The sequence below is a fragment of the Pseudomonas sp. SDO524_S393 genome (genome assembly GCF_054071875.1).
On sequence record NZ_JBSVVZ010000062.1, the window covers coordinates 1 to 11,776 of the forward strand.

Below are 11,776 nucleotides of genomic sequence, written 5' to 3' on the forward strand. Positions count from 1 at the left end.
TAAAAAACACCGCGATCTGCCAGGCAGACCGCGGTGTTTGATTTCAGGGCCGCTGCGCAGCCCGGTACAGGCGGTGCGACGATTCGACAAGCCTGCTCACCACAACAACCAGGTTGTCCAAGACAGACCTGCTCATCAGATAAAGTAGTTAGCCTGCTTTCTTTTCCCTCGAGCCCTTGCCATGATGCCCTCACCGCCCGCCCGCGAACGAGTGCCCATGCCTGCCGCCACCCCCAGCTCCCTGTCGATCACCCTGCAGATCGTCTCCATCGTCTTCTACACCTTCATCGCCTTTATCTGCATCGGCCTGCCGATCGCGGTGATCCCTGGCTATGTGCATGAGCAACTGGGCTTCAGCGCGGTAGTGGCCGGCGTGACCATCGGTTCGCAATACCTCGCTACCCTGCTCAGCCGCCCCATGGCCGGGCGCATGTCGGACAACGTGGGCACCAAGCGCGCCATCGTGTTGGGCCTGGCCGGCATCCTGATCAGCGGCGTATTGACGTTTTTCGCCACGCTGGTGCAAAGCCTGCCGACACTGAGCCTGGGCATTCTGATCGTCGGGCGCTTGCTGCTGGGCGTGGCCCAGGGGCTGATCGGCGTCGGCACCATCAGTTGGTGCATGGGCCAGGTCGGCGCCGAACACACCGCGCGCTCGATTTCGTGGAACGGCATTGCATCCTATGGTGCCATCGCCATTGGCGCACCACTCGGCGTGGTGATGGTCGCCGAGTACGGCTACACCAGCCTTGGCATTGCGCTGTCAGTGCTGGCCGCTTTGGGGCTGGTGCTGATCCGCAACAAACCGTCGGTGCCGGTGGTGCGTGGCGAACGCTTGCCGTTCTGGGCGGTGTTCGGTCGCATCGCACCGTTCGGCACCAGCCTGTGCCTGGCCTCCATCGGCTACGGCACCCTCACCACTTTCATTACCCTCTACTACCTCAATCGGGGCTGGGCCGGCGCGGCCTACTGCCTCACGGTATTCGGCGTGTGTTTTATCCTGTCGCGGCTGGTATTCATCTCGGCCATCAGCCGCTTTGGCGGTTTCCGCGCGGCGATTGCCTGCATGAGCATCGAAACCCTCGGCCTGACCCTGCTGTGGCTGGCACCCTCCACCGGCGTCGCGTTGATCGGTGCCGGGCTGACCGGTTTTGGTTTGTCGCTGGTCTATCCGGCACTGGGTGTGGAAGCGATCAAGCAGGTGCCCAACAGCAGCCGGGGTGCCGGATTGAGTGCGTATGCGGTGTTTTTTGACCTGGCCCTGGCGATTGCCGGACCGTTGATGGGCGCCGTGGCGCTGAACCTCGGCTATGGCTGGATCTTTTTCTGTGCTGCGCTGTTATCCGTCGCGGCACTGAGCCTGACGATGCTGCTCAAACGCCGCGCCTACTGATCGGCGGTCTGCAACCCGGCACGGGTGGATTGACCCAGACTGTGGCTGAAGAAACGCCCGGCTTCAGACACGAGATCACGGTGGATGCCCTCGCGATCAACACCATCGGCATCGGTGCAGATCGCCGGCATCGCGATCAACTGATCACTGTCGCACGGCGCCATGAACACGAAGTGCCCGGCCCCCGCCAGCAATTTGAAATCCGGCGGTTCCGGCAGCTTGCGCGCCAGCGCCGCAGCGTTCTTGTCTACCGCCACCAGTTTGTCGCCGTCACCGCTATAAAGCAGCACCGGCACATGCACGTCGGCCAGGGTGTGACGTCCGAACATCAGGCTCAATGGCGCCATCAGCATCAGCGCGTGGATGCGCGGGTCGGATTGTGGCTGCAGGTCGTCACGGTCCACCACCAGCTCGCCCTTGGTGGTGCAGGCATCGCGGTCCTCCGGACGCTCCTGGCAATAGCGGCGCAACCGGTCGAAGTCAGGCTTGGCGCCGGCCAGGATCAACGCGGTTTCGCCTCCGGCCGAATAGCCAATGACACCGACCTGATCGACGTTGACGAACGGCGACAGCATCGGGTCGCCCAGCGTGGCGGTGATGGCTTCGGAAATCTGGATAGGCCGCCCATACAGGTTGCTCACCGTGCCCAGGCGGCTGTGATCCTTGTAGTTGTCACCGGGGTGCAGCACCGCCACCACCACAAACCCCTTGCGCGCCAGGGATGTGGCCAGATCATGCAGGGCCAGTGGCGTACCGGTGTTGCCGTGGGACAGCATCAGCATGGGGAAGCGGCCAATGGCGACCTTGGCATCTTCGGTGGCGGCGACGTGGTAGGCGCCCAGTTGGGTGGTGTGACCGACATCGGTGGACGGGTAGAACGCGATGGCTTTCATCGGCTGCAGGTCGAGCGGGTCGAGGAACATCATGCGATGAAAACCCACGCTCCAGTGCGGGTGCGGCGCGGGTGCGGCCTGCACTGAAATCAGGCCACCGAGCAGGAAAAGAACCACAACTGCACAAAGACGCATCATGAGGATGTCCACCTTTGCTGCGTAAAAGCCGGCATGTCTATGGGAAAAGTCCATGGTCTGGGCGCTCGCACCGGGTGATAAACCCATGCGTGCATAACCTGGGCCAAGGTAAAGACAGCGGGTAAACGAAAAAACTCCGCACTCCGATCACTTTCAGGTGATCAGACTACAGAGTTTAGGCGCCCGGCTTCAGATTGAAACCGGGCAGCGGCGAAATTTACACAAGCCTTACGCGGCGTTGAACAATTGTTCGTTGATGACTACGTTGGCGTCGTTCAGGGACTTGTTGCGCACTTCTTCACCGTAGGCCAGGCCCTGGGCGCGAACGAATTCAATGTCGGTGATGCCCAGGAAGCCAAACATCAGCTTCAGGTAATCTTCGTGACCCACATTGCTCGGTTGACCGGCATGCAGGCCGCCGGCGGTGGAGACGATGATCAGCTTCTTGCCACCGCACAGGCCTTCCGGGCCGGCTTCGCTGTAGCGGAAGGTCTGACCGGCAACGGCGATGCGGTCAATCCACGCCTTGAGCTGGGACGGCACCGAAAAGTTGTACATCGGCGCACCGATCACCACGGCGTCAGCGGCGATGAACTCGGCCAACGATTTTGCGCTCAGTTCGGCTTCGTGCTTCTGCACCGCATCACGCAGCTCGGCTGCAGTGCCCAGGGCACCCAGGGTCAGGCCGGAAAAGTGGCTGATGTCTTCGGCCGCCAGGTCGCGGTAGGTCACTTCCACACTCGGTTGCGCCGCTTGCCAGGCCTTGACCACGCCAGCGCTGAGCTGACGGGAAGCCGAGTTGTCGCCGAGGATGCTGGAATCGATATGCAACAGTTTCATGCGGTTCTCCAAGTGAGGATCGCGGCAAGGCGATCAAGTGAGGCTAATGCTACAGGCAGCATCAATCGTCGATTAGAGGGCTCAAATGCGATTATTTGTCCCGCTGGTGGGACAATGTTAGCTCAGCCTGTACGGATCGTGCCGGGTTATTGCCCAATCCTATGAGACGCTGGATTTCACCTGCGGTTCGCTTCATCCTCGCCGCAGAACCGACAGCCTTCGAGCGCACCATGCCCCCACACTCCCCCGCCCTGACCAAGGGCCTGACGCTGATCCTCGCCATCTGCTGCGGATTTTCCGTGGCAACGATCTACTACAACCAGGCGATGTTGCCGCTGATCGCCAATACGTTCGATGTCTCCACCGCCCATGTCGGGCAGATCGCGATGTTGACCCAGCTCGGCTACGCCTGCGGACTGTTGCTGTTCGTGCCATTGGGCGACCGCATCAGTCGGCGCACGCTGATCCTCGCCGTGCTGTGCCTCAACTTCATCAGTTTGCTGGCGTCGGCCACGGCGCCCTCCTATTCCCTGCTGCTGGTAGCCAGCGTGCTGCTGGGCCTGTCCGGCATCAGTGCCCAGGTGATCATTCCAGCGGCGTCCGACCTCAGTGATCCCCTGCAAAAAGGCGCGGTGCTTGGCCTGATGGTCAGCGGCCTGTCTGCCGGCGGCCTGCTCGCCCGTACGGTCAGCGGCGTGGTCAGTGGCTGGCTCGGCTGGCGCGGCATGTTCGCCGTGGCGGCGGCACTGGATGTGCTGCTGTTCCTGGCGATTCTGACGCGCATGCCGGTTTCGGTGTCCACCAGCAAGCTGGCCTACGGCGCCTTGCTCAAGTCACTGTGGGGCCTGGCGACGCAGTACCCGACCCTGCGTCAGTCAGCGCTCAAGGCCGGCCTGGTGTTTGGCGCACTCAACGTGTTCTGGGGTTCGATGGCGGCGCTGCTGGCCGCACCGCCCTACGGATTCTCCAGCGCCCAGGCAGGGTTGCTGGGGCTCTCGGCCATCGTCGGCATTCTCTGCGCCTCCACCATCGGCGACCAGACCCGACGCCACCGCCAACTGTTGGAATGGGTGGGTATCGGCACCGTGCTGGTGGCGTTCGTGCTGATCTTTGCCTTCGGCCCGCGAGGCTGGTGGCTGCCGCTCCTGGTGGCTGCAACCTTCCTGGACCTGGGCAACCGTATCAACCAACTGGCCAACCAGACCCGCGTGCTGGCCCTGGAACCTTCGGCCACCAGCCGCCTGAACACGGTGTTCATGGTGGTCTACTTCATCGGCGGCGCCTTGGGTTCGGCGTCGGGCGCCTTTGCCTCCGAGCATTTCGGCTGGCAGGGCCAGGCACTGGCCGGCGTCGCCTTTGCCGGTACCGCGTTGCTGATCACCCTGCTCAGTGGGATGACACGTAAATCGACGACGTCGTAGGTGCGGGCAACGCATAGGTACGCTTCATCCACTGGATCTCTTCCTGAGGCGTACGCCCGAAGAAGCGCTTGAACTCGCGACTGAACTGCGAGGCGCTTTCATAGCCCACTTTCATGCAGGCCGTGGCGGCGGTGATGTCGCTGCGCAGCATCAGCAGGCGCGCCTGGTGCAGGCGTGTGGATTTGAGGTACTGCATCGGCGAAGTGTCGGTGACCGTGCGAAAGTGCGCATGGAAACTCGGCACACTCATCATCGCCTCCCGCGCCAGTTCTTCCACGTCGAGGTGCTGGTGATAGCAGCCGTGAATCTTGCGAATCGCCCGCGCCACCTTGCCGAACTGCCCCTGACGATTGAGCGCGGCACGCATCGAACCGCCCTGTTCGCCGGTGATGATCCGGTAATAGATCTCGCGCATCAGCGTCGGCCCGAGGATCTGCGCGTCCATCGGCACGCTCATGGCCTCCAGGAAGCGCAACAGTGACTCACTGAGCTTGTCATCCATCGGCGAGGAATACATGCCCCGAGGCCGTGCCTCGGCCAATTCGGGGAAGTCATCCAGCGCCACCATCAGTTCCGCCGCCAGGGTGAAATCCAGCCGCAGGTACACCGCCAGCATCGGCTCGGCTTCGCTGGCCTCGGTCTCCATGGTGAACGGCACCGGCACCGACACCACCAGGTAATGCTGGGCGTCGTACAAGTAAGTCTCGTCACCCAGGTAGCCGCGCTTGCTCCCCTGACAGACGATCACGATGCCCGGGTCGTACAGCACCGGCACCCGGTGCAATGGGCGGTTGGAGCGCAGGAAGCGCACATCGTCCAATGCCGTGAGGTTATAGCCTTCGACAGGCGCCAGGCGGCCCATCAATTCGATGATTCGTTCGGTACGGCCCATGGTTCGTGGCTCCTGCGAAAACGGCACGGTACCGCGCAAAAGTACCTGCTGCTACGTGCTCATAGGAATAGGCAATCAGCACATTGGAATGGATATTCGCCGGAACGCCCGTCTTCCGTAGCCTGAAACAGCACTTTCAGCCCACGGAGACTTTCCCATGCTTATCGTCTACAACCCCGCCACCGGCGAAGAAATCGACCGCGTCGCCTTCAATACCGCCAGCGACGTCAAGGCGGCCGTCGACCGCACCTGCGCCGCCTTCCCCGAATGGTCCGGCAAACTCGCCAAGGAGCGCAGCGATATCCTGCGACGCTGGCACGACAGCGTCAAAGCCGACAAGGAAGCCTTCGCCGAACTGCTCTGCCGCGAAAACGGCAAATGCCTCAGCGAAGCCCGTGGCGAAATCGATTACGGCCTGGGCTTCATCGAGTGGTACGCCGAAGAAGCCAAGCGCGTGTACGGCGACACCATCCCCACCCACGACCGCAACGCCAACGTGGTGGTGACCAAGGAAGCCATCGGCCCGGTCGCGGCCATCACGCCCTGGAACTTCCCGTTCATGATGATCACCCGCAAAGTGGCCACGGCCCTGGCCGCCGGCTGCACCATGGTGATCAAACCCGCCGAAGACACGCCACTTACCGCCTTCAAACTGCTGGAATACGCACGCAAGGCCGGCATCGGGCCCGGCGTTCTGGAAGTGGTGGTGGGTGATCCGAAGGAAATCGGCCAGATCCTCACCAGCGACCCACGCATCCGCAAGATCTCGTTCACCGGCTCCACCGGTGTTGGCAAGTTGCTGGCGGCGCAATGCGCGGCGACCATCAAGAAAATGACCCTGGAATTGGGGGGCAACGCGCCCTTTATCGTGTTCCAGGACGCCAACATCGAGGAAGCGGTCAAAGGCCTGGTCAGCGCCAAGCTGCGCAATTCCGGCCAGGTGTGCATTTCGCCGAACCGGATCTTTGTGCAGCACAGCATCCTTGAAGACTTCATCAAGCGCGTGAAACACGCCGTGGCCAATATCGAGGTGGATCAGGGCCAGCGTGAAGACTTTGTGGTGGGACCTCTGGTCAATCAAATGGGCTTCGACAAGGTTGCAAGCCTGGTGGAACAGGCCCGGGCCGCCGGCGCCACGGTGCTGATGGGCGGCAAACCCCACGCCAGGGGTGGTCTGTTCTATGAGCCCACCGTGCTGACAGGGCTGACCGATGATTCACCGTTGGCCACCCAGGAGATCTTCGGCCCGGTGTTCGCCATCTATTCGTTCAAGGACGAAGCGGAAGTGATCGCCCGCGCCAATCAGACCGAAGTCGGCCTGGTGGCGTACGCCTACACCAGCGCCCTGGGCCGCTCGCTGCGCCTGTCGCGCCAGTTGGAAGCCGGCATGGTGATCCTCAACTCGGGCTCGGTGGGCACCGCATCGGTCCCGTTTGGCGGCATCAAGCAGTCCGGTTATGGCCGTGAAGGCAGTTACTACGGCATCGAAGAGTACGTGCATGTGAAATATGTGCTGATGGCCGGCGCGCAGTTCTAAGCACCTCACTAATCGGCAGGTGCGAACGGGCGCGTGAAAAACCCGATAACGCTGCGATAAACCCTGCGCGCTGCGTTATCGTTAGGGTCTTTCGCGCGCCCGTTCGCGCCTACGTTTTTTGAGATGCAACCATGCAAGACCTCAACGACCTCTACTATTTCGCCAAGGTGGTCGAAGCCGGCGGTTTCGCCGCGGCCGGCCGCCTGCTGGGCATTCCCAAGTCACGATTGTCGCGCCGCATCGCCGAGCTGGAAGAGCGCCTGGGCGCACGCCTGCTGCAACGCACCACGCGACAGTTGACGCTCACCGCCGTCGGCGAGCGTTACCTGCGCCACTGCCAGGCCATGCTGCTGGAAGCGGAAATGGCCGATGAGGCCGTCGCCAGCATGTCCAGCGAACCGCGCGGACGGCTGCGGGTCAGCTGTCCGGTGGGCATGGCCCAGCACATGCTGCCGAACATGGTCGCCGACTTCCTTGCCGCCCACCCTCACGTGCAATTGGAGATGACCCTGGTCAACCGGCGCGTCGATCTGGTGGCCGAGGGCATCGACGTGGCCCTGCGGGTACGTGAGTCCGGTGACGAAGACCCGTTGCTGGTGACCAAACGCCTGCGGCCGGCGCAGACCATCCTGGTGGCCAGCCCGGAATTCCTCAAGGGGCGCCCCGTGCAGACCCTCGACGACCTCAAGCAACTGCCGATGCTTGGCGCCCTGGAGGCCGATCGCCTGGTGCACCTGCGTCTGCTGGACACCCAAGGCAACGCCGTGGACCTGTCGATGGAGGCGCGCCTGGGGATCGACGATTTCATCGTGCGTAAAACCTGCGCCCTCAGGGGCCTGGGTTTTACCGTACTGCCGATGCTGTACTGCGAAGACGACTTGGCCAGTGGCGAGCTGGTGCAACTGTTGCCCGAATGGTCCTTGCCGGGTGGTTGGCTGCAAGCAGTCTACCCGCATCGCCGTGGTGTGCTGCCGGCCATTCGCGCGTGGATCGACTACCTGGAAGAAGCCTTCAAAGGCTGTGGAGATCGCCTGTTATGAGCCTGACCGAAGCCCAGGTCGCCGCCTTCTGCCTGAGCCTGCCCGGTGCCCGGGAAGACTACAAATGGGGCGGCGTGCGCGTGTTCTCGATTGCCGGCAACAAGATGTTCGCCTTGCAGGGCCTGCGCGGCGACTCGCTGGCGTTCAAGGTCGACAAGGAGCTGTTCCTCGGCCACGTGGACCGCCCTGGCATCCACCCGGCGCCTTATCTGGCACGGGCGCAGTGGGTGATCATGAACACGCCCTACCCGCTGGGCGCCGAGGAACTGCGTGGCCTGTTGCAGCGCTCCCACCAATTGGTGGTGAGCAAGCTGCCCAAGCGCACGCAAATCAGGTTGCTGTTAGAGGACTGACAGCAGCGTACCGCCGAGAAACAGCTGGTCGAGCCAGAACACTTGGTGCAACAGCACGATCACCCAGAACAGCACTTGATACGACACCTTGCGTGTCTTGTGCCGGAACACTTGCTGAGCGATCAATGCGCCCGGCCAGCCGCCTGCCAGCTCGACGGCGTGCAGGATGTTTTCCGGGGTGCGGCGGCCTTCGGTCTGGGCCTTGCGCTTGTCGTTCCAGTACATCAGAAACGCCACGACGCTGACCACCCCGTAGGCCGCCAGCGGGATCAGCGTTTCGCCGCGATGCCAGAGCAACGCCGAGCCCAACAGCGGCGCCGCGCACAGCAGCACAAACAGCGCGAGCTTCAGCCGCGGGTGCTGAATACTCATGCCTTGGCCGCCGCCCAGTCGATCCAGCCGAACTGCCAGGTGGCCAGGATCAGCAGGCCGAACGCAATCCGGTACCAGGCGAACGCCGCATAGCTGTGGCTGGCGATAAACTTGAGCAAGCCCTTGACCGCGATCATGGCGAAGATAAACGAGGTGACGAAGCCGATCACGAACACCGGCAGGTCGGATGGCTGGAACAGGTCACGGTACTTGTAGCCCGAGTACACCGCCGCACCCACCATGGTCGGCATCGCCAGGAAGAACGAAAACTCGGTGGCGGTCTTGCGCGACAGGCCGAACAGCAGGCCGCCGATAATGGTCGAGCCGGAACGCGAGGTGCCCGGGATCATCGCCAGGCACTGGGCCAGGCCGACCTTGAGCGCATCTTTCCAAGTAATGTCATCGACGGTTTCGGCATGCACCGTATGCTCGCGACGCTCGGCCCACAGCATGATGATGCCGCCCACCACCAGCGCAGTGGCCACGGTGATCGGGTTGAACAGGTAATGGTGGATCACGTCGGCGAAGATCACCCCCAGCACCACCGCCGGCAGGAACGCGATCAGCAGATTGACGGTAAACCGCTGAGCCTTGCGCTGGGTCGGCAAACCGATGACCACGTCGATGATCTTGCGCCGAAATTCCCAGACCACCGCCAGGATCGCGCCCAGCTGAATGATGATATTGAAAGCGTTGAAGCGATCGCCGGTGAAATCAAGCAAATCGGCGACGATGATCTGGTGGCCGGTGCTGGAGATCGGCAGAAACTCGGTCAGCCCTTCCACAACGCCCAGTATCAATGCCTGAATGGCGGTCCAAATATCCATGTTTCTCCCAAGGGTCATGCGTGTTTCGAACGATTCATTGATGGCGAGCGCGCTGAGGCCCGGTGTTGATGATCAACGCCGCACTGCAAAAATCATGTGAAAAATCAGGCAGTACTCAGGTTTTGCGATTTCAGGCCGAAAGCCTATCAGACAAGCCGGAAATGTCGATGCAGCACCCACAATTATAAAAAACACGGAGTGACAGGACGATGAACAGTTTGCGCAGTATGTCGATCAGCCGCCGCCTCTGGCTGATCCTGATAGTCGCCGTGTTGATGCTGCTGACCCTGGGCCTGTTGATGCTCCAGCAGATCCACGGCGATCTCTACCAGGCCAAACGCCAGCAGACCCAGCATGTGGTGCAGACCGCCAGCGGCGTGCTGGCCTACTACCAGAACCTGGAGAAGACCGGCGTACTCACCCGCGAAGCCGCGCAAAAGCAGGCCCTGAGCGTGGTGCGCGGCTTGCGCTACGACCATGACGACTATTTCTGGATCAACGACCTGACGCCCGTGATGATCATGCACGCGGCCAACCCCAAACTCGACGGCCAGAACCTCTCGGCGATCCGCGACCCGGACGGTTTTGCGGTGTTCAACGAGTTCGTGATCCTGGCCAAGGCCAAGGGCGCTGGCATCGTCAACTATCGTTGGCCGAAGCCGGGCGCCGAAGCGCCGGTAGAAAAAACCTCGTACATCCAACTGTTCGAACCCTGGGGCTGGATCATCGGCTCTGGCGTGTATGTCGACGATGTGCAGGCCGAGTTCAACGGCCAGGTGTGGAAAGCGTCATTCATCGGCCTGGGCATCGCGGTGGTGATGGCGCTGCTGGTGACGCTGATCGCCCGCAGCATCGTGCGCCCGTTGCAGGCGGCGGTGAATGCCATGGGCAATATCGCCAGCGGCGAAAGCGACCTGACCCGCAGCCTCGACACCCACGGCCAGGACGAAGTCACCCAGCTGTCCCGGCATTTCAACAGTTTCACCGCCAAGCTGCGCCAGGTGGTCAGTCAGTTGCAGGTCTGCGCCACGGCATTGGGCCAGTCGTCCCTGGAACTGGGCAACAACGCCACCCAGGCCCATGACCGCAGTCAGCAGCAGTCTCAGCAAATGGAACTGGTAGCCACGGCGATCAACGAAGTGACCTACGGCGTGCAGGACGTGGCGAAAAACGCCGAACAGGCTGCCAGCGAAATGCGTGATGCCCAGGCCCAGGCGCAACAGGGCCAGGTGAACATCGACGGCAGCCTGCAACAGATCGACCAACTGTCCGGCACCATCAGCCAGGCCGTGGAAGTGATCCGCACCCTCTCCAGCGAAAGCACGCAGATCGGCGGAGTGCTGGAAGTGATCCGCTCCATTGCCGACCAGACCAACCTGCTGGCCCTCAATGCCGCCATCGAAGCCGCACGCGCCGGTGAACAGGGCCGCGGCTTTGCCGTGGTGGCCGATGAAGTGCGCCTGCTGGCCCAGCGCACACAGAAGTCCACCGCCGAGATCCAGGTGATGATCGAACGGCTGCAAGGCCACTCGGAAGCGGCGGTAAAGGTGATCAGCGACAGCCACAGCGCCTCGCAACTGACCATCGAACAAGCCGGCCAGGCAGGCGCCAGCCTCAACGCCATCGGCCAGGCCCTGCGCAACCTCAACGGCCTGAACGCCTCCATCGCCAGTGCCACCCTGCAACAGGCCCACGTGGTGGAGGACATCAACCAGAACGTCACCCAGGCGGCAGGGTTGTCCCACAGCACCGCGCTGGCGGCGGAACAGTCGAGCGCGGCGAGCAGCCAGTTGCGCGGTTTGAGCGAACAGCTTGATGGGTTGTTGCGCCAGTTCAAGGTCTGACGCTGCGGCGGGCCGATTTCCTTGTTGCAATCCGGTTTTTTGTGGAGGTAAGCCAATACCTTTGTGGTGTTGAGCAAATACCACTGTGGTGAGCAGGCTTGTCGAATCGTCGCACCGCCCGCGCCGGGGCGCGAAGCGGCCCTGAAACCAGGCGCCGCATTCTAGCTGACAGGATGTGGCGTTTTCATTGGGGCGGCTTCGCCGCCCAGCGCGGGACAAGCCCGCT

At 62.3% G+C, this 11,776-nt stretch carries 11 protein-coding genes; 6 read left to right on the top strand and 5 right to left on the bottom strand.

Annotation, left to right across the window (positions count from 1 at the left end; all coding sequences use genetic code 11):
* Positions 1-217 precede the first annotated feature (217 nt).
* The gene (locus ACW9IB_RS23010) at positions 218-1,393 is read left to right on the top strand and encodes an MFS transporter (RefSeq protein WP_457366286.1); all 1,176 of its coding nucleotides are present in this window, start codon (positions 218-220) and stop codon (positions 1,391-1,393) included.
* On the opposite strand, the gene ACW9IB_RS23015 is transcribed toward ACW9IB_RS23010, so the two are convergent.
* Complete coding sequence (locus tag ACW9IB_RS23015; RefSeq protein ID WP_457366287.1) at positions 1,387-2,424, bottom strand: alpha/beta hydrolase family protein; 1,038 nt, start codon at positions 2,422-2,424, stop codon at positions 1,387-1,389. The genes ACW9IB_RS23010 and ACW9IB_RS23015 overlap by 7 nt on opposite strands.
* A gap of 228 nt (positions 2,425-2,652) precedes the next feature.
* Positions 2,653-3,264 (bottom strand): FMN-dependent NADH-azoreductase, encoded by a 612-nt coding sequence (locus ACW9IB_RS23020; RefSeq protein ID WP_457366288.1) that lies wholly within the window; start codon positions 3,262-3,264, stop codon positions 2,653-2,655.
* Positions 3,265-3,494: 230 nt separating this feature from the next.
* Here ACW9IB_RS23020 and ACW9IB_RS23025 point away from each other — a divergent pair, with 230 nt between their 5' ends.
* Positions 3,495-4,685, top strand: a complete 1,191-nt coding sequence (locus tag ACW9IB_RS23025) for an MFS transporter (protein ID WP_457415640.1) — start codon at positions 3,495-3,497, stop codon at positions 4,683-4,685.
* On the opposite strand, the gene ACW9IB_RS23030 is transcribed toward ACW9IB_RS23025, so the two are convergent.
* Positions 4,651-5,577 carry an AraC family transcriptional regulator N-terminal domain-containing protein gene (locus ACW9IB_RS23030; RefSeq protein WP_457366290.1) on the bottom strand — a complete coding sequence of 309 codons (927 nt, stop codon included), beginning with the start codon at positions 5,575-5,577 and terminating at the stop codon, positions 4,651-4,653. The two genes, ACW9IB_RS23025 and ACW9IB_RS23030, sit on opposite strands and share 35 nt — an antisense overlap.
* 157 nt (positions 5,578-5,734) lie before the next feature.
* Here ACW9IB_RS23030 and ACW9IB_RS23035 point away from each other — a divergent pair, with 157 nt between their 5' ends.
* From ACW9IB_RS23035 to ACW9IB_RS23045, 3 genes are all read left to right on the top strand, one after another.
* Complete coding sequence (locus ACW9IB_RS23035) at positions 5,735-7,114, top strand: NAD-dependent succinate-semialdehyde dehydrogenase (protein ID WP_457415641.1); 1,380 nt, start codon at positions 5,735-5,737, stop codon at positions 7,112-7,114.
* A gap of 131 nt (positions 7,115-7,245) precedes the next feature.
* Positions 7,246-8,154, top strand: coding sequence for a LysR substrate-binding domain-containing protein (locus ACW9IB_RS23040; RefSeq protein WP_457415642.1), 909 nt, complete (start codon positions 7,246-7,248; stop codon positions 8,152-8,154).
* Positions 8,151-8,507 carry an MmcQ/YjbR family DNA-binding protein gene (locus ACW9IB_RS23045; protein ID WP_457415643.1) on the top strand — a complete coding sequence of 119 codons (357 nt, stop codon included), beginning with the start codon at positions 8,151-8,153 and terminating at the stop codon, positions 8,505-8,507. The genes ACW9IB_RS23040 and ACW9IB_RS23045 overlap by 4 nt, the downstream gene beginning before the upstream one ends.
* On the opposite strand, the gene ACW9IB_RS23050 is transcribed toward ACW9IB_RS23045, so the two are convergent.
* Both ACW9IB_RS23050 and ACW9IB_RS23055 read right to left on the bottom strand, forming a co-directional pair.
* Complete coding sequence (locus ACW9IB_RS23050) at positions 8,496-8,879, bottom strand: DUF1294 domain-containing protein (RefSeq protein WP_457415644.1); 384 nt, start codon at positions 8,877-8,879, stop codon at positions 8,496-8,498. The two genes, ACW9IB_RS23045 and ACW9IB_RS23050, sit on opposite strands and share 12 nt — an antisense overlap.
* Positions 8,876-9,706 carry an undecaprenyl-diphosphate phosphatase gene (locus ACW9IB_RS23055; RefSeq protein WP_457366295.1) on the bottom strand — a complete coding sequence of 277 codons (831 nt, stop codon included), beginning with the start codon at positions 9,704-9,706 and terminating at the stop codon, positions 8,876-8,878. The genes ACW9IB_RS23050 and ACW9IB_RS23055 overlap by 4 nt, the downstream gene beginning before the upstream one ends.
* Positions 9,707-9,915: 209 nt before the next feature.
* On the opposite strand from ACW9IB_RS23055, the gene ACW9IB_RS23060 reads away from it, so the two are divergent.
* On the top strand, positions 9,916-11,550 hold the full coding sequence (locus ACW9IB_RS23060; protein ID WP_457366296.1) for a methyl-accepting chemotaxis protein: 1,635 nt from the start codon (positions 9,916-9,918) through the stop codon (positions 11,548-11,550).
* Positions 11,551-11,776: the final 226 nt, after the last annotated feature.